Genomic DNA, 18,977 nt, shown 5'->3' with positions numbered 1-18,977 from the left:
TACCAGGGATTCTCCCGCCTCTGCGGGAGGTGTGATGAACGGACCGCCGGTCATGGAACGCGGTCAGGCATATATCAATTTGTCAAACTTCGTGAAATGCCCGACGGTCTGCTGAATAAGGGGAAAATGTATGTACAGAAGCGAAACTCATACTGCTCTCAGCAAGAATATCCTGTATTTTCTCCGCTGGACCGCGATCTCTATTGTAATGGGAACCGTCTGCGGTCTCATCGGGACCGTTTTCGGATACGGGGTCATCTACGCTCAGCGGCTGTTTAAAACTTACAGCTTTATGCTGTATCTCATGCCCGTGGCAGGTGTTCTGATCGTCCTTCTTCACCAGATGTTCCACGAGATCGGAAACCGCGGGACGAACCTGATCCTGGAGTCGATCTCATCCAACGAGAAGATCCATATGACGACCCTGCCGTGTATCTTTGTCTCCACGATCTTAAGCCAGGCGGTCGGCGCGTCTGCCGGCAAAGAGGGAGCTGCCTTACAGATCGGCGGCTGCATCGGAAATTATCTCGGGGATCTCTTCCATATGGATGAGAGGGACAAAAAAGTCATGATCATGAGCGGCATGAGCGGCTGTTTCGGGGCGATCTTTGGGACGCCTCTGGCTGCCGCTATGTTCGGAATCGAGGTCATCAGCATCGGTGTCGCTTATTACGCGGCTCTCGTGCCGTGCGTCTTTGCCTCCTTCATCGGTGCCCAGATTTCCGGTGCGCTCGGACTTCACGGGGAAGCGTTCCAGATCCTCCATGTTCCGGAATTTTCCCTTGTACCGGCGCTCTACACCGTCGGACTCGGACTGGCCTGTGCGCTTTTAAGCGTCTGCTTCTGCATCCTGCTCCATGAGACCCAGCATCTCTACAAGAAAAAGATCGACAACGTTTATCTGCGCATTCTTGTGGCAGCAGTCCTTTCCATCGGACTCGCGCTGGTGTTCGGCAGGGATTACTGCGGAGCCGGATTTAATCTTGTGGAACAGGCGGTGGAAGGAGATGCCGGATACCTGGCGTTCTTCTTCAAGATGGTCTTCACGGCGGTGGCCCTCGGCGGCGGCTTTAAGGGCGGAGAGATCGTTCCCACACTGGCAGTGGGATCCACATTCGGGTGCACGTTCGGACTGCTCACAGGCTTTGAACCGTCCCTGTGTGCGGCAGCAGGCATGCTCGCCACCTTCGTCGGCGTCACAAACTGCCCGATCGCGACCATGTTCCTCGGCTTCGAGCTCTTCGGTTTTGAGGCGATGCCGTATTTTGCGGTTGCCGTTGCCATCAGCTTCACACTGTCGGGATATTACGGGCTCTACAGCAGCCAGAAGTTCACATATTCAAAGACAAAGACCGAGTTCATCAACCGGAAAGCCCACTGATCAAGGTCCGGTTCCGGGGATTCAGTTAGAAAAAATGATCAAAAGTAATCGGATATTTCGGAAAATATTTGCAGAAACCCGATGACCGGGGATTTTCAGATCGGAAATCCCGCAGGGTATCCATTGATCGGGACCGGATGTGAATATTGTCGGGATATCCGGTTGCTTTTTTACTGCCAAGGTGTTATGATAAACGACACAGGTCTATTTACATGCGGTGCTGTCACAGACCGCCGGAGGATGGTTGTACGATATCCCAAACGGCGATCTCTGAGAGTTAAAAGGGAAACAGGTCAGACGCCTGTGCGAGCCCGTCACTGTAGATCCGGAGTGCATGAATCTTGTCCGTGTTATGCGGACAGTCACTGGCGAAACCTGCCGGGAAGGCGTTTCATGCATGATGATGGATGAGCCAGGAAACCTGCCGGATGTCCGTTTGGAGGGGAAAAACCAGCCGGGGACCTTAAAAAATCATTTTTCAAGCGAGGAGAAGAGTAAATGAGAAAAGCAAACATCTACGCCGTTATGACAGCGGCAGCCGTATCCATGGCGATCCTTTCCGGATGCTCCGGAAGCCAGACAGCAGCGACAACAGCTGCGGAGACCACAACCGTTGCAGAGACAACAGCTGAGGAGACTACAGCCGCAGAGACAGCAGCTGCAGAAGAGGACGAGGAAAACTACAATACAGGAGACGCTTCCATGGATAACACAAGAAATCAGGATGAGATCGGCGAGAAAGAACTTCTTGTTGTGAGCTTTGGTACAAGCTACAATGACAGCAGAAGACTGACAGTCGGCGCGATCGAGAATGCGATCGAAAATGCATTCCCGGATTACTCCGTAAGAAGAGGTTTCACAAGCCAGATCATCATTGACCATGTAAAAAAGAGAGACAATGTTTCGATCGATAACGTGACAGAGGCTTTAAACCGCGCTGTTGACAACGGTGTCAAGACTCTCGTTGTACAGCCGACCCACCTTATGAACGGTCTTGAGTACACAGATCTTGTAAACGAGTTAGCTGATAATTCCGACGCTTTCGAGCAGGTTGCTGTCGGTGAGCCGCTCTTAACTTCTGATGATGACTTCAAGGCAGTGATCTCCGCGATCACAGACGCAACAAAAGAGTACGATGACGGTGAGACCGCGATCTGCTTCATGGGTCACGGCACAGAGGCTGATTCCAACGCCGTTTACCAGAAAATGCAGGATATGTTAAAGGAAGAGGGCTTTGACAACTACTATGTAGGTACCGTTGAGGCAACTCCGTCCTGTGAAGATGTCATCAATCAGGTAAAGGAAGGTTCCTACAAGAAAGTTGTTCTTGAGCCGCTTATGATCGTAGCCGGTGACCACGCAAACAACGATATGGCCGGTGACGACGATGACTCCTGGAAGAGCCAGTTTGAGGCTGCAGGCTATGAGGTAACCTGCCTTGTAAGAGGTCTTGGTGAGCTTGAGCCGATCCAGCAGCTCTTCGTACAGCATGCCCAGGCTGCAGTGAACAGTCTCGCAAAATAAGAATGTTTAGATATGGGCGGTCGAGGATTCGGCCGCCTTTTTATATAACCGGGAGGTGCACTTGCGGGAAACTCCAGCCTGCGAAAGGAACTTCAGGAAACCGTCCAGGATGCCCCGATGATTTCTGGTTACAAAAGGAGAGAAAACTTTATGCGTAAATTAAAACAATTTTCATTAGCACTCGCAGTTGTCTGCGCTCTGTCCACAGCCTGCGGACAGTCCGGGTCGACAGAAACGACAGCTGCTTCTGCAGAGACCACGGCGGAAACAACAGCGGAAACTGCTTCGGCCGATGAGACAAAGGCAGCCGTTGCTTCCGGCGAGGAGACTGCCGCAGAACAGACACTTGACACGACGGGACTCGTCCCGGTATCTGCAGAGGATCTGAAAGAGGGAACCTACGAGATTTCCGTGGAGTCCAGCTCTTCCATGTTTAAGATCACATCCTGTACGCTGACAGTCAAAGACGGCGCCATGACCGCGAAAATGACGATGGGCGGGACCGGATACCTGTATGTCTATATGGGAACCGGAGAGGAGGCTGCAAAGACCGCGGAGACAGACCGGATTCCTTTCGAGGAGAATTCTGACGGAACACACAGCTTTACTGTTCCGGTCAAGGCCTTAAATGAGGTGCTTCCGTGCGCTGCATTCAGCAAGAAAAAAGAGAAATGGTATGACAGGGAGCTTGTCTTTGAGGCATCCGGGATCCCGGCAGACGCGCTTCTCAATTCTTCCTTAAAAACCGTCCAGGATCTCTCCCTTGCGGATGGAACTTACACCGCGGAAGTCTCCCTGAGCGGCGGATCCGGACGTGCATCCGTGGAATCTCCGGCTGTGATCGAGATCAAAGACGGAAAAGCGGAGGCGACGATCATCTGGAGCAGCTCCAATTATGACTATGTGCGGGTAGAGGAAGAGAAATTCCTCCCGGTCAATACAGAGGGAAACTCCACATTTGTGATCCCGGTAGCTGGATTTGACAGCCCGCTTACGATCTTTGCGGATACAACTGCCATGAGCACGCCTCATGAGATCGAGTATACGCTGACCTTTGATTCCAGTACCCTGGAGGAGCAGAAATAGTAAACATGGAAAGAAGACAAATTGATCCCAGGAAGCAGAAAAGAAGGACGCGGGTGCGTTATACACTTTTTAGATCTGTTCTGGCTGCGGCAATCCTCATGACTGCTGCGTTTGCCTGCTCCGGCTGTTCGAAAAAAACGGAACCCGGGACGGCCGCGCCGTCTACAGGGGAAAACCACACGACCGCTTCCGTGGATGGCAGTGAGGAAAATCTTCAGGCTCAGCAAAACAAAGATCTGCCGGTTCTTAACTGGGAGGAGATGTCCCCGACAGGCTCCATGGATCTTCTCTACGCCGACCAGTTTTCAGCAGACTATTATGAGGACGGCATCGCCCTCATCACCATCGGGGATGCGGATCAGTTTCTCCTGCTGCCGGAAGGTGTGTCCGCGCCTGACGGACTTCCGGCTTCGATCACGGTCCTTCATAAACCGGTAAAAAATATCTATCTTGTGGCGACCTCTGCCATGGATGATTTTATCCGCCTGGATGCCCTGGATTCCATTGCACTTTCCGGGACAAAGGAGACCGGATGGTACCTTCCGGAGGCGAAAACTGCGATGGAAGAGGGAAAGATTGCCTATGCAGGAAAGTACAGCGCACCGGATTACGAAACGATCGTAAGCAGCTCCTGTGAGCTTGCAGTGGAATCCACGATGATCTACCATACCCCGGAGGTCAAGGAACAGCTGGAACGCCTCGGGATCCCGGTCCTCGTGGAGCGGTCCAGCTATGAGAGTCATCCGCTCGGGAGAATGGAGTGGATCCGCCTCTATGGTCTTCTGACGGGAAAAGAGGAGGAGGCCGATCAGATCTTTCAGGAAAATATGAATGCTCTGTCGGATGTCCTCGCCATGAAACCGTCCGGAAAGACAGCTGCATTTTTCTATGTGACAAATTCCGGAAGCGTCAATGTCCGGAAGAACGGGGATTATATCGCGAAGATGATCGATATCGCCGGAGGAACGTATGTGCCGGAAAATGCCGGGACCGGTGAGAATGCGCTTTCCACGATGAACATGGATTTTGAGTCTTTCTATGCCGCCGCAAAAGACGCGGATGTCCTGATCTACAACAGCACGATCGACGGGGAACTTACCACGATCGACGAACTGTGTGCAAAAAATCAGCTCTTTGCGGATTTCAAGGCGGTGAAAGAGGGCAATGTCTGGTGTACCGGGAAAAACATGTTCCAGGAGACCATGGGGCTCGGGGACATGATCCGGGACATGAATGCAGTGTTCTCCGGAAACCGGGAGTATGCGTTCACGTATCTGCACCAGCTGAAATAAAAAACAACGTAACTGTTCAGTACCCTCACAGTTACGAGCAAAAATCCATTCCAAATCGGCTTCGCTGATGGGATTTTTGCCTTCAAGCCTGTGTTTTATTACGGTCAGCGCAGCAAGTGCGCTGACCTATTGAATAGTTACAAAACAGCTTAAAAACCGCGGTCGATGAAAGGAGACATGGAAGCTATGGAAGTTCAGACAAAGCGGATCATCCGCGCCTATCTGCTCCTGATCGTTCTGCTCGGAGGACTCGGCTTTTTGAGCCTGGCGGTCGGCAGCGTGCGGGTATCGGCAGCAGATCTCCTCGCGGCCCTGACTGCGAAAGAGGGGACCGATATGGTCCGGCATATCCTCTTTGATATCCGGCTTCCGAGAATGCTCGCTGCCCTGACCCTCGGCGGAGCACTCTCCGTATCCGGTTTTCTCTTACAGACATTTTTCTCAAATCCGATCGCAGGACCTTTCGTCCTCGGGATCTCGTCCGGAGCAAAGCTTGTCGTATCGGTCTTTATGGTCGTGTTCCTCGGACAGGGACTGATCATGAATTCCTGGACCATGATCCTTGCGGCATTTCTCGGCGCCATGGTGTCCATGGGCTTTGTCCTGACGGTCTCAAAAAAGATCCCTCAGATGTCCATGTTGGTGGTCAGCGGCATTATGATCGGCTATATCTGTTCTGCGGCCACGGATTTTATCGTGACGTTCGCGGATGATTCGAATATCGTAAATCTCCACAACTGGTCCATGGGAAGCTTTTCCGGGATCTCGATGGATGGGGTGAAGATCAGCTCCCTTGTAGTCACAGCGGCGTTTCTTGGTTCCATGCTGCTCTCAAAAGCCATGGGAGCTTACCAGCTGGGAGAAGTCTACGCGAGAAACATGGGAGTCAATATCAGACGGTTCCGGATCGAACTGATCCTTTTGTCCAGCATCCTCTCAGCCACAGTGACTGCGTTTGCCGGTCCGGTCTCATTCGTCGGGATCGCGGTGCCCCATGTGATCCGGCAGCTTTTTAAGACCGCGAAGCCGATCATTGTGATCCCGGGATGCTTCCTCGGCGGGGCTGTTTTCTGCCTGTTCAGCGATCTGCTGGCGAGGACATTATTCGCGCCTACGGAGCTCTCCATCAGTTCCGTGACCGCAGTGTTCGGAGCGCCGGTGGTGATCGTGATGATGATAAAGAGGGCAAAACGCTGATACCGGGAAAGTATGGAGCAGCTTGTAGACCACAGCTTATCAGCCTGTGAGCAGCATGAAAGGAGAACGTATGAAGACCTACCTGACAGCCGACTGCCTGACCGTCGGATACCGCGGAAAACCGATCATTTCCGATATTTCCATGAACATCCGCCGCGGCTCCATCGTCACGCTGATCGGACCGAACGGGGCCGGAAAGTCCACGATCTTAAAGAGCATCATCCGTGAGCTTTCTCCTCTGGGCGGGAGTGTTTATCTGGACGGCAGGGGGATCGGGGAATATTCCGACCATGAGTTTGCGAAAAAGACTGCCGTGGTCATGACCGGGCGGCCGGATCCGGAGCTTATGACGTGTTTTGATGTGGCCGCTGCCGGGCGGTATCCGTATACCGGCCGGTTCGGGATCCTGTCCGGGGAAGATAAGAAAAAAGTCCGGGACGCCCTTTCCATGGTGCAGTGCGAAGACCTTGCGGACATCCTGTTCCGGAACACGAGTGATGGACAGAAGCAGCGCGTTCTTCTGGCTCGCGCCATCTGCCAGGAACCGGAACTCCTGGTCCTCGATGAGCCGACCTCCTTTCTTGATATCCGGCATAAACTCGAGCTCCTTGATATTTTGAAACGGCTGGTTCACGAAAGAAATATGGCAATCCTCATGTCGCTCCACGAGCTGGACCTTGCGGAGCGGATCTCCGATTACGTGCTCTGTGCAGAACACGGGACGATCGGAAGAGCAGGAACCCCGGAGGAAGTCTTTGAAAAGGAGTATATCGCGAACCTCTACGGGATCCGACACGGGAGCTATCTGACTTCACTTGGTTTTCCGGAGCTTCCGCGGACAGACGGAACTCCGAAGGTGTTTGTCATCGGCGGGATGGGGAGTGGGATCCCTGTGTACCACGCCTTAAACAGAGCCGGGATCGCGTTTGCGGCCGGGGTCATCCATGAAAATGATGTGGAGTACCAGACGGCGAAGGCGCTGGCGGCAGAGGTGGTCTCCGAGATCCCGTTTGAGCCGGTGGGAGAGCAGGCGTATCTTCAGGCAGAAAAACTTCTGGATTCCTGCGAAGCCGTTCTCTGCCCGCTCACAGTCTTCGGGACCATGAACAGCAGGAACCGCGAGCTTTGGCGGTCTGCGAAGGAACTCGGAAAATTACAGCAAATAAATCTTGACAAATCTGATTCCGGTGATATACTGATTTACAAGTGAAAAAAATAACACGTTGACAGGAAGAGTACGTTCGGAAAATGCTCAGAGAGGGATATGTTTGGTGAGAATATCCTGCACGGAACGAACCGAAGACCGCCCTGGAGTGTCCCTTAATCGGGAACGGTGATTCCGTTATCATCAAATGAAGTGGTATAGATTTTCTATATAAGCAGGGTGGAACCACGGGTAATCTCGTCCCTTGACTGTATTTCGTGTACAGTCAAGGGACTTTTTTTTCGCGAAACGGAAAACAGCATAAAATTTTTCCACAAGAAAGAGGAGAATGACCATGAAAGTAACATTAAAAGATGGCTCTTTTAAAGAGTACGCACAGCCGATGGCTGTCATCGACATCGCAAAAGATATCAGCGAAGGCCTTGCAAGAATGGCCTGTGTCGCAGAGATCGACGGAGAAGTAAAGGATCTGCGCACGATTGTTGACAAGGACTGCACATTAAATATCTTCACAGCAAAGGATCCGGAAGGTCTTGCAGCACTCCGCCACACAGCAAGCCATGTGATGGCTCAGGCGATCAAGAGACTCTGGCCGGAGACAAAGCTTGCGATCGGTCCGTCCATCGCTGACGGCTTCTACTACGATATCGACCGCGATGAGCCGGTAACATCCGATGACCTCGCAAAGATCGAAGCTGAGATGAAGAAGATCATCAAAGAAGCTCTTCCGTTAGAGCGCTTCGAGCTTCCGAGAGCGCAGGCGATCGAATTCATGAAAGAAAAGAATGAGCCGTACAAAGTAGAGCTCATCGAGGATCTTCCGGAAGATGCGATCATCAGCTTCTACAAACAGGGCGAGTTCACAGACCTCTGTGCAGGCCCGCACCTCATGAACACAAAGGAAGTCGGCAAGACATTCAAGCTCATGAACATCGCCGGTGCTTACTGGCGCGGAAGCGAAAAGAACAAGATGCTCACACGTATCTATGCGACAGCTTTCGCAAAGAAGGAAGACCTGGAAGCTTACGTTACCATGATGGAAGAGGCGAAGAAGCGTGACCACAGAAAGCTCGGCAAAGAGCTCGGTCTCTTCATGATGAGCGATGCGGGTCCTGGATTCCCGTTCTTCCTTCCGAAGGGAATGGTATTAAAGAACACGTTGCTTGACTACTGGCGCGAGATCCACAAAAAAGCCGGTTATGTAGAGATCTCCACACCGATCATCTTAAACAGAAGTCTCTGGGAGACATCCGGTCACTGGGATCACTATAAGAACAACATGTATACAACTGTGATCGACGGCGAAGATTACGCGATCAAACCGATGAACTGCCCGGGCGGCGTTCTTGTTTATGCTTCCGAGCCGCGTTCCTACCGTGACCTTCCGCTCCGTATGGGCGAGCTTGGTATCGTTCACCGTCATGAGAAATCCGGTCAGCTTCACGGTCTTATGCGTGTACGCTGCTTCACACAGGATGATGCCCATATCTTCATGACTCCGGAGCAGATCCGCGACGAGATCAAGAACGTAGCAGGCCTCATCAATCAGGTATATTCCCTGTTCGGATTCAAGTACCATGTAGAGCTCTCCACAAGACCGGAAGACTCCATGGGAAGCGACGAGGACTGGGAGCTTGCAACAAGCTCCTTACAGGGTGCGCTTGATGACCTTGGACTCGACTATGTGATCAACGAAGGCGACGGCGCATTCTATGGCCCGAAGATCGACTTCCATCTGGTAGACGCGATCGGCAGAACATGGCAGTGCGGTACGATCCAGCTTGACTTCCAGCTTCCGCAGCGTTTCGAACTTGAGTACATCGGAGCTGACGGTGAGAAGCACAGACCGATCATGATCCACCGTGTATGCTTCGGTTCCATCGAGCGTTTCATCGGTATCCTGATCGAGCACTTTGCAGGCGCATTCCCGACATGGCTTGCACCTGTTCAGGTCAAGGTTCTTCCGATCTCCGAGAAATACGAGGAGTACGCAAAATCCGTCAAGGCAGCTCTTGACGCAGCGGATATCCGCTCCGAGATCGATCTCCGTTCCGAGAAGATCGGATACAAGATCCGTGAGGCACAGGGTCAGAAGATCCCGTACATGTTAGTTGTCGGACAGAAAGAGCAGGCAGACGGAACCGTATCCGTAAGAAGCCGCTTCAAAGGCGATGAGGGTGCAGAGGATCTGAATGTATTTATCGCAAATATCAAGGCTGAGATCACAGCACGCATCAACCGTCCGGTTGAAGTAAAGAAAGAAGAAGAGAAATAATCTCGATCCAGAGATAAATTGCAGGCCGGTCTTCGGAATTTTCCGTGGACCGGCTTTTTTCTGCTTTTTTGTCTGTCCGCTTGAACTTTTTTCTGAATGATGGTATCATAAAGCGGAATATGACCGTTGGGAGGTTTTATCAATTGGCGAAGAAAAAGAACAGGAAAGTCGTTCGTTATCGCCGGCCCCTGAATATCAATGTGGGCATGATCATTTTTGCCCTCATTTTCTTATATATGGCGTTTTATCTCTATACCTACCTTCGCAGGGACAAGGTGGAGTTTTATGAAGTTGTGGAAGGAAGTATCGTAAATGATACGAGGCACACCGGGATCATTCTCCGGACGGAGGAGCCGAAATATACGGACCGTGCCGGAAACATCAACTTCTATATGCGTGAGGGAAAGAGAGCAGCCGTTGGCACAAGAGTCTACTCGATCGATGAGACCGGAACACTTTCGGCTCTGCTCGCGGAGAAAACAGACGGATCGGTCGCGCTCTCAAAGGAGAATCTTGCTTCTTTAAAAAAACAGCTGTCGAGCTTCAGCCAGACATTCACCAACGAGGATTTCCGCGAAATCTATGATACAAAGAATACTCTGGATTCAGAAGTCCTGGAGTATGTCAGCGTGGATACACTGAAAAATCTGGACAGCGCGATCTCAGAACTCGGCGGGAATTTTACCCAGGTGCGGTCCGATGTGGCCGGTGTTGTTTCGTACTCCATTGATTCGATGGAGACTCTGACACCAAACCAGGTGACTGCTGAGATGTTTGACAAGAGCAGCTATAAAAAATCCGGGATCCGTTCCGGGCAGCTCGTGGAGACGGGGGCTCCGGCTTATAAGATCATTACCTCCGAGGACTGGTCGATCGTATTTCCACTTTCCGATGAAGATCTTACCACTTATAATGGGAAGACATCCCTGACAGTAAAGTTTACAGGGCGTGACCTGGAGACTTCGGGGGCATTCTCCACCGTGACTGGGGGAGACGGAAAAACATACGGAAAACTCGATTTTTCCAAATATATGGAGCAGTTTGTATCGGACCGCTATGTGGACTTTGAGATCGTGACGGATGAAGTGCGCGGACTCAAGATCCCGAGAAGTTCCGTGACCGATGTGACGTTCTATGTGATCCCGAAAGACTACTATGTGAGCGGGAAGAAAGACTCTTCCGACACCTCGATAGTCTCTCAGAGCGGTTTCCGGAAAGAGACATATGCGGACGGAAAGACGGTGGGAGTTGTCACTCCGTGTACGATCTACTATGCGGATGACGAATATTATTACGTGGACGCCGGGGAAAACAGCGAGCTGAAAGCCGGGGACTTCCTCACGAAGGATGATTCCGGGGAGCGCTATCAGATCGGAATGACCCAGTCTGTACAGGGTGTCTACAATATCAACCGCGGTTATACGGTATTCCGGAGAATTGAGATTCTTTCTTCGAATGATGAATATTACACGATCAAAAAGGGAACGGACTACGGTCTGTCCGTCTACGACCACATTGTCCTTGACGCGAATGCCGTGACCGGAAACGGAATGATCATCTATCAGTAGGAGGTTTTATCATGTCAATTGCAGAGAATATAAAAAATGTGAGAGAACGCGTGAATGCGGCCTGCCTTCGTGCGGGAAGAGACCCGAAGGAAGTTACCCTGATCTCCGTCAGCAAGACGAAGCCGGTTTCCATGCTGATGGAAGCTTATGAGGCCGGGGAGCGTGATTTCGGTGAAAACAAGGTGCAGGAGATCACGGAAAAACGTCCGCAGATCCCGGAGGATGCGAGATTCCATATGATCGGACATCTCCAGACAAACAAGGTCGGACAGGTCATCGATAAGGCGGTCCTGATCCACTCCTGTGACAGCGTCCATCTCGCAGAGAAGATCGAGAAGGAAGCGGCGAAGCGTGATATGATCGCAAACGTGCTCCTCGAGGTCAACGTAGCGAGGGAGGAGAGCAAATTCGGCATGTTCTTAGAGGATGTGATCCCGAACCTGAAAGAGATCCAGGCATTCCCGCATGTCTGCGTAAAGGGGATGATGACGATCGCTCCAAACGTCGAAGACGCGGAAGAAAATCGAAAATATTTTAAAGAATTATATCAATTATATGTTGACATCAAAAGTAAAAACATTGATAATGGTACTATGACTGCGCTTTCCATGGGTATGACCGGCGACTTCGAGGTGGCTGTTGAGGAAGGTGCAACCATGATTAGAGTAGGGACCGGAATCTTTGGTTCCAGATAGATTGGAGAGAACTAGATATGAGCTTTTTAGGCAAGATTATGGATACGATGCGTCTGAACGACGATGAAGATGACGATTACTTCTTAGATGACGATTATGAGGATGAAAAACCGGCACGAAAGAGCCTTTTTAAGAAACAGGCAGCCGATGATCTGGATGATTATGAGGAGGAGAAACCGAGATTCTTACCTCGCGCCACAAACAACAATAAAGTCGTTCCGATGCGCCGCGGAAACGGGATGGAGGTTTCTCTGATCAAACCGACATCCCTGGATGACGCAAAGGAGATCTGCGATTATCTGCTTGCCGGAAAGGCAGTAGTCCTTAACATGGAGGGGATTCACACCGAGACCGCACAGCGGATCATCGATTTCACATCCGGATCCACCTATTCCATGAACGGAAATCTCCAGAAGATTTCCAATTACATTTTTATTGCGACCCCGCAGTCCGTTGAACTGTCCGGTGACTTCCAGGATCTTCTTTCCGGAGGAAACTTAGACGTATCCGGACTCAACATTCATCTGTAAAAAGGATCGATATGGAAAAGGAAGAACAGCTTTTTAAAAAGCGGATCCAGGAACTGGCGCAGAATGCCTACTCCCGCGATATCCCGCTTCACACAGATTTTCTGACACTTGCAGAACAGACTGTCTTCCAGAATATGTCGGCTACGTTGCCGCCGGTGAAGTTCGTACTTTCCGGCGGCTTTCCGATGTCTGAACGGAAGGTTTTATGTTTTCTGGCGTCCTACGAGGAGGAACTCTACGCTCCGCCGTTTGTGTGTTTAAAGATCGCGCCCGCGAACCGGCGTTTTGCGGAGGAGCTGACACACAGAGATTATCTCGGTGCGATCATGAATCTCGGCATCGAGCGGTCCATGATCGGAGATATTGTTCTGCAGGAGGGGAATGCCTGGGTTTTTGTCATGGAAAAGATGAGCAGATACCTTGCGGAGAACCTCACGATGATCCGGCACACTTCTGTTATCACAGAGATCACGTCGGATTTTTCGGATCTCCCGGAACCGGAGACGGAGGAGGTTTCCGGAACGGTGAGCTCGGTCCGCCTGGACTCGGTCGTCGCACTGTGCGCGAGACTTTCCAGGACAAAGGCAGCAGTCTATATTGAAGGTGAGAAGGTTTCCGTAAACGGAGCTGTCTGCACAAATGTATCGTTAAACCTGCGGGGCGGAGAGATCCTGTCAATCCGCGGGGTCGGAAAATTCCGGTTCGGAGAGCCGGGAAATCTTACGAAAAAGGGGCGTACATCCGTCGTGGTGTACCGCTACAAATAGGAGGTTATCCTTATGATCAAAGAACATGTAAACCGGATCCCGGTCCACATGGACGGGAAGACTATTTATGATATTGTCCTGGAGGACTCGTTTGATTCACTTGCAAAGGAGATCTCCGTTCTCGGCACCGAAAAGAAGAAGATCTGCATCATCGCGGATTCCAATGTCGCTGACATCTATCTCGATGAGGTGACAAGGATCCTCTTCGGCTGCTGCCGCGAGGTCACTTCCTATGTGTTCCCGGCAGGGGAAGAGAACAAGAATTTAAAGACGGTCCAGGGAGCTTACGAACATCTGATCTTAAACCACTATGACCGGAAAGATCTTCTCGTCGCACTGGGCGGCGGCGTTACGGGCGATCTCTGCGGCTTTGTCGCAGCTACCTATCTCCGCGGCGTTGATTTTGTCCAGATCCCGACAACCCTGTTATCCCAGGTGGACTCCGGGATCGGCGGAAAGACGGGGGTTGATTTTGATTCCTACAAAAATATGGTCGGCGCTTTCCATATGCCGAAACTTGTATACACGAACGTGTCCGTTCTTCGCACACTTCCGGACAACCAGTTTTCCGGCGGCATGGGAGAGGTCATCAAACACGGTCTGATCCGTGACCGGGAATACTTTGACTGGATCGCGGCCAACAAAGAAAAAATCCTCGCAAAGGATGCGGATACATTAAAACTTCTGATCCAGGGAAGCGATTTTATCAAACGTGAGGTCGTTGAGATCGATCCGACCGAGCAGAATGAGCGTGCGACCTTAAACTTTGGTCATACGCTGGGGCATGCCATCGAGAAATTAAAGAATTTTACGATGCTCCACGGTCACTGTGTTGCGGTCGGTGCCCTTGCAGCCATGAATATCTGTAAGGAGCGCGGTCTTGTGAACCAGGATGAGATCAATGCATACCGGGCACTGATGGAGTATTTCTCCATACCGACATCTGTTTCCGGTCTCGATCCGGAGGAAGTGATCGCGGCGACGAAAAATGATAAAAAGATGGAGGCCGGCGTGATCAAGTTCATCCTTCTGGACCGTGTGGGACATGCCTACATCGACCGGACCGTCACAAAAGAGGAGATGGAGCGCGCCCTTGCAGCCATTTTCAGATAGGAGTGTTTTATGAATACGATCGGAAAACGCTACGGCATTCTTGCCGTTTGTTCTGCCCTGCTCATCGCCCTGGACCAGTGGGCGAAGAGTATGGCTTACAGCACGCTGCGCGTCAACGGACCGCTGGTGCTGATCAAGGGAGTCTTTGAGCTTTTATACTCGGAAAACCGGGGAGCGGCTTTCGGGATCCTCCAGGGAAAACAGTGGTTTTTCTTCCTGGTGGCTGCGGCCGTTGTGATCGCGGTCCTTGTCTTTGTGGCAAAACTTCCGTCCGGAAGCCGGTACCTGCCTCTTTATATCGCCATGATCCTTCTCCTTTCCGGAGCTGTCGGAAACCTGATCGACCGTGCGGTACGGGGGTTCGTGGTGGATTTCTTCTATTTTAGCCTCATCGACTTCCCGATTTTTAACGTGGCGGACTGCTACGTGGTCTGCGCGGCCGGACTTCTGATCCTGCTGATCGGCTTTTTCTACAAGGAGGATGAGCTTTCCTTCCTCTCATCAAAAAAGGAGAATGAGCAGTGAGAGAAGAATGTTTTGTGACCGAGGAGACGGCTGGAGACCGGATCGACAAGTTCCTTGCGGAACAGTATGAAGATCTGTCGCGCTCGTTTTTGCAGAAGCTGTTAAAATCCGGGGAAGTCATGGTAAACGGGCGCCCGGTGAAGGCGAGCTACAAGGCGGCAGAGGGGGATACGATCTCCTTCGAGGTGCCGGAGGCTGTGGAGCCAGAGATCGTTCCGGAGGATATCCCGCTCGATATCTTATATGAGGATCACGATGTGATCCTGGTGAACAAGCCGAAGGGCATGGTGGTCCATCCGGCAGCAGGACATTACACAGGGACTCTGGTGAATGCGCTGATGTACCATTGTAAGGAAGATCTCTCAGGGATCAACGGGGTTCTGCGCCCGGGGATCGTCCACCGGATCGATATGGACACGACCGGCGTCATCATCGCCTGCAAGAATGATCTCGCCCACAATTCCATCGCAGCACAGCTGAAAGAACATTCGATCACCCGCCGCTACCAGGCGATCGTTCACGGCGTTTTAAAGGACGATGAGGGCGTGATCGACGCGCCGATCGGAAGAAGTCCGAAAGACCGGAAGAAGATGGCGATCAATTACAATAACGGAAAATCCGCGGTGACCCATTACCGGGTGATCGCGAGATTCAAGGATTTCACCCATATCGAGTGCCGCCTGGAAACGGGGAGAACGCACCAGATCCGTGTCCACATGGCGAGCATTGGACATCCGCTCTTGGGGGATGCCGTCTATGGTCCGGCAAAATGTCCGTATAAGCTCCAGGGGCAGACACTGCACGCAGGGATTTTAGGGTTCGTTCATCCGCGGATTGGGGAATATATGGAGTTTTCGGCGCCGCTGCCGGAGTATTTTGAGGAGCTTTTAAGAAAATTGCCGGGATAATTTTTCCCGGCTTTTTTTATTCTGCTTTATGCATATACTGATACAAAAATTCAGAAAATTTATGGAATAACTCTTGCATATCGCCTATAATTTTTGTATAATATAGCTATCGGAAAGCTTGATGACAGAAAGGAGCTGTGGCATATGAGTGATAACCTTATTATTACGATCGGAAGAGAATGCGGAAGCGGAGGAAGACATATCGGGCAGGCGTTAGCAGAAAAACTCGGTATAAAATGTTATGACAAAGAGCTCCTGAATCTGGCTGCAAAAGAGAGCGGTCTCTGCAAAGAGCTGTTTGAGACCCATGACGAGAAACCGACGAGCAGTTTCTTATATTCTCTGGTAATGGATACGTATTCCCTTGGATATACGAACTCTGCATATATGGATATGCCGATCAACCATAAGATCTTCCTTGCGCAGTTTGATACGATCAAAAATCTTGCGGATAAAGAATCCTGCGTAATTATCGGACGCTGCGCTGACTACGCGCTGGCGGATTACCCGAATGTGATATCGGTATTTATCACCGCCGATGAGGATGTGAAGATCAAGACTTTGATGGAGCGCCATAAGATCACGGAATCTCAGGCGAAGGATCTCATGATCAAGACCGATAAAAAGCGTTCCAGTTACTATAACTATTATTCCAGCAAGCGCTGGGGCGATTCCAAGAGCTATGATCTCTGCATGAACAGCAGCAAGATCGGATATGACGGAGTTGTGAAGATGATCCAGGAATTTGCGAAGATCAAGGGCGCTTATAAGAAATAGTGGTTCTGACGGAAGCCATCCGGCGAACGTACAGAAGGATCAGAATGGATAAAAAAGAAGAATAAAGCGTAAAAAACCACCGGTCCGGGCGAGGATGTATCTGCCTGAACCGGTGGTTTTTTGTATAAACTTGTTTTATTTATTCCACCGTCACGGATTTTGCCAGGTTTCTCGGCTGGTCCACATCAAGACCTTTCTGGACGGAAGCGTAGTAGGCGATGAGCTGAAGGACAACGGCGATTGGGAACACGGTGAATTTGTCATCTTCCCTTGGAATGCGGATGATCACGTCTGCAATGCCCTCGTCGACAGCGGTATCTTCCGTGACGAGGAGGATCACATAAGCACCTCGCGCTTTCACCTCGCGGATATTCGAGATCGTCTTTGCGAAAATATGCTTCTGGGTCGCGATCGCGATGACCGGAACATGGTCTGTGATCAGAGCGATGGTTCCGTGCTTCAACTCACCGGCTGCGTAAGCCTCCGCATGAATGTAGGAGATCTCTTTCAGCTTTAACGCGCCCTCCAGGGAGAATGCGTAGTCCATTCCGCGGCCGATAAAGAAGACATCCGGGTAGTTTACGATATGGGTGACGATCTCATTGATCGTATTTTCCTCCCGGATCATGGTCTCCATGGAGGTGGCACAGTTTAAGAGGTCACTCATGAACTGCTCTGCATGTTCTTCCGTGTATACGCCGCGTATAAGCGCCATACGGCAGAAAAGAAGATAGAGGGCGGCAATCTGTACCGTGTAGGCTTTCGTGCTCGCCACGGCGATCTCAGGGCCTCCATGCGTGTAGATCACATAGTCGCTTTCGCGGGCGATCGTGGAACCTTTTACATTTACAACCGAGATCACGGTGGAGCCGCATTCTCTCGCGAGGCGCAGCGCCGCCAGGGTATCGATCGTCTCGCCGGACTGGGAGATCACGATCGTGAGCGTGGAGTCATCGATCAGCGGCTCCTCATAGCGGAACTCGGAGGCGATGGACACTGTGACCGGGATCCTGAGACGTGGCTCGATCAGGGCTCTTGCGACCATCCCGGCGTGCATGGCAGTTCCGCAGGCGATGACGCGGATATTTGTGATCCGTTTTAAGAGCTCATCCGGGATCTTCTCGTCGGTGAGATCCGGGAGACCTTTTGTGAGACGCGGCAGGATCGTTTTCTTTAACACTTCCGGCTGCTCGTGGATCTCCTTCATCATAAAGTGAGGGAACCCGTTTTTCATGGCAGCGTCCGTGTTCCAGGATGCCTCCAGGATCTCAGGCTCAGTCTTTGTGCCGTCAAGCTCGTAGAGATCAGCGTGGTAGGCGGTGAGCTGTACGAGCTTTCCTTCCGGAACAACGAAGTATTTCTTTGAGTACGGGAGAAGTGCGGTCAGGTCGGAGGCGATCATGGCGCCTGAAGCCGTGTAAGCCGCTACGAGCGGACTTACGTTTCTCACCGCATAGATCTCGCCGGGACGGTCTTCAAACATGATACAGAAGGCGTAGGAGCCTTCCAGCTGGTTTAAAAATTTCCGGATCGACGGGATCGGGTCACCGTTGTAGATCTCGTTTAAGGTTGCTGCGGCAACTTCCGTGTCCGTCTGGGAGTGAAGTTTTCCTTCCAGGCGGTATTTTTCCGTCAGGGCGTGATAGTTTTCTATGATGCCGTTATGGATCATCGTCACCTTCCCTGCAACATGCGGATGGGCGTTTTCACTGGTGACGCCGCCGTGCGTTGCCCAGCGGGTATGACCGATCCCGCAGTGGGACACGACCGGATTTTCCTTGCACACCTTGCGGAGAGCGGCAACTTTTCCGACTTTTTTGATAAAATGGATCTTTGAGTTCTCATCAAACAGGGCGATCCCGGCGCTGTCATAACCACGGTATTCGAGCTGGGTAAGGCCGTCTAGCAATACTGTCTGCGCATCTAAAGGACCGCAGTATCCGATAATTCCACACATATATATCATCTCCATTTCCTGATGAAAGAATCTGTTTTCATTGTTTCCAGGCAGAGCCAATTTGATAGGATTATAGTATTAAATGTCAGGAAAGTCAATTGGTGACTGGTTTTGGTGTATCGGCGGGATGAGAAAAATTAAAAAAAAATTAAACAATTTTCCTTCCTCTATATGTTATACTTACACCGTTATATTTACATAATGCAGGAGATGTACG

Annotated in this window: 16 protein-coding genes, 1 riboswitch and 1 other annotated feature; of the genes, 15 read left to right on the top strand and 1 reads right to left on the bottom strand. The window is 51.3% G+C overall.

Annotated elements, in window-relative coordinates; genetic code table 11:
* Positions 1–130: 130 nt before the first annotated feature.
* The 15 genes from GPK90_RS02280 to GPK90_RS02210 all read left to right on the top strand — a co-directional run bounded on the left by GPK90_RS02280 (position 131) and on the right by GPK90_RS02210 (position 16,803).
* On the top strand, positions 131–1,381 hold the full coding sequence (locus tag GPK90_RS02280; RefSeq protein WP_215702048.1) for a chloride channel protein: 1,251 nt from the start codon (positions 131–133) through the stop codon (positions 1,379–1,381).
* Positions 1,382–1,613: 232 nt separating this feature from the next.
* Positions 1,614–1,824, top strand: a riboswitch (cobalamin riboswitch).
* A 55-nt stretch (positions 1,825–1,879) separates the two neighbouring features.
* Positions 1,880–2,905, top strand: a complete 1,026-nt coding sequence (locus GPK90_RS02275) for a sirohydrochlorin cobaltochelatase (RefSeq protein ID WP_118533023.1) — start codon at positions 1,880–1,882, stop codon at positions 2,903–2,905.
* A 150-nt stretch (positions 2,906–3,055) separates the two neighbouring features.
* On the top strand, positions 3,056–3,991 hold the full coding sequence (locus GPK90_RS02270; RefSeq protein ID WP_215702047.1) for a hypothetical protein: 936 nt from the start codon (positions 3,056–3,058) through the stop codon (positions 3,989–3,991).
* Positions 3,992–4,044: 53 nt separating this feature from the next.
* The gene (locus tag GPK90_RS02265) at positions 4,045–5,283 is read left to right on the top strand and encodes an ABC transporter substrate-binding protein (RefSeq protein WP_346011200.1); all 1,239 of its coding nucleotides are present in this window, start codon (positions 4,045–4,047) and stop codon (positions 5,281–5,283) included.
* Between the two features lie 186 nt (positions 5,284–5,469).
* A complete protein-coding gene (locus GPK90_RS02260; protein WP_215702045.1) occupies positions 5,470–6,480 on the top strand; it encodes a FecCD family ABC transporter permease in 1,011 nt (336 codons plus the stop codon).
* 70 nt (positions 6,481–6,550) lie between these two features.
* Positions 6,551–7,690: an ABC transporter ATP-binding protein gene (locus GPK90_RS02255; protein ID WP_215702044.1), complete on the top strand. Its 1,140-nt coding sequence runs from the start codon at positions 6,551–6,553 to the stop codon at positions 7,688–7,690.
* 4 nt (positions 7,691–7,694) lie between these two features.
* Positions 7,695–7,893, top strand: a binding site (T-box leader).
* Between the two features lie 86 nt (positions 7,894–7,979).
* A complete protein-coding gene (gene thrS / locus GPK90_RS02250) occupies positions 7,980–9,920 on the top strand; it encodes a threonine--tRNA ligase (protein WP_215702043.1) in 1,941 nt (646 codons plus the stop codon).
* A 143-nt stretch (positions 9,921–10,063) separates the two neighbouring features.
* Positions 10,064–11,488: a biotin/lipoyl attachment domain-containing protein gene (locus GPK90_RS02245; RefSeq protein ID WP_182426852.1), complete on the top strand. Its 1,425-nt coding sequence runs from the start codon at positions 10,064–10,066 to the stop codon at positions 11,486–11,488.
* An 11-nt stretch (positions 11,489–11,499) separates the two neighbouring features.
* On the top strand, positions 11,500–12,183 hold the full coding sequence (locus GPK90_RS02240) for a YggS family pyridoxal phosphate-dependent enzyme (protein ID WP_118298033.1): 684 nt from the start codon (positions 11,500–11,502) through the stop codon (positions 12,181–12,183).
* 17 nt (positions 12,184–12,200) lie between these two features.
* Entirely contained in the window at positions 12,201–12,713 is a 513-nt protein-coding gene (locus tag GPK90_RS02235) for a cell division protein SepF (RefSeq protein ID WP_118298034.1), read from the top strand.
* Between the two features lie 11 nt (positions 12,714–12,724).
* Positions 12,725–13,480: a YlmH family RNA-binding protein gene (locus tag GPK90_RS02230; protein WP_215702042.1), complete on the top strand. Its 756-nt coding sequence runs from the start codon at positions 12,725–12,727 to the stop codon at positions 13,478–13,480.
* Positions 13,481–13,492: 12 nt separating this feature from the next.
* The gene (aroB, locus tag GPK90_RS02225) at positions 13,493–14,593 is read left to right on the top strand and encodes a 3-dehydroquinate synthase (RefSeq protein ID WP_215702041.1); all 1,101 of its coding nucleotides are present in this window, start codon (positions 13,493–13,495) and stop codon (positions 14,591–14,593) included.
* Positions 14,594–14,602: 9 nt separating this feature from the next.
* A complete protein-coding gene (lspA, locus tag GPK90_RS02220) occupies positions 14,603–15,118 on the top strand; it encodes a signal peptidase II (protein ID WP_118321062.1) in 516 nt (171 codons plus the stop codon).
* Positions 15,115–16,026: an RluA family pseudouridine synthase gene (locus tag GPK90_RS02215; protein ID WP_118533039.1), complete on the top strand. Its 912-nt coding sequence runs from the start codon at positions 15,115–15,117 to the stop codon at positions 16,024–16,026. The genes lspA and GPK90_RS02215 overlap by 4 nt, the downstream gene beginning before the upstream one ends.
* A gap of 144 nt (positions 16,027–16,170) precedes the next feature.
* Positions 16,171–16,803, top strand: coding sequence for a cytidylate kinase-like family protein (locus GPK90_RS02210; protein WP_215702040.1), 633 nt, complete (start codon positions 16,171–16,173; stop codon positions 16,801–16,803).
* A gap of 139 nt (positions 16,804–16,942) precedes the next feature.
* Here GPK90_RS02210 and glmS read toward each other — a convergent pair whose 3' ends face one another.
* Positions 16,943–18,760: a glutamine--fructose-6-phosphate transaminase (isomerizing) gene (glmS, locus tag GPK90_RS02205; protein ID WP_215702039.1), complete on the bottom strand. Its 1,818-nt coding sequence runs from the start codon at positions 18,758–18,760 to the stop codon at positions 16,943–16,945.
* Positions 18,761–18,977 lie beyond the last annotated feature (217 nt).

Origin of the sequence: Clostridium sp. MCC344 (genome assembly GCF_018785365.1) — a bacterium.
Lineage (GTDB): Bacteria > Bacillota > Clostridia > Lachnospirales > Lachnospiraceae > Pilosibacter.
The sequence above is the reverse complement of the archived record's forward strand: the minus strand, read 5'-3'. Positions and strand labels throughout refer to the sequence as shown.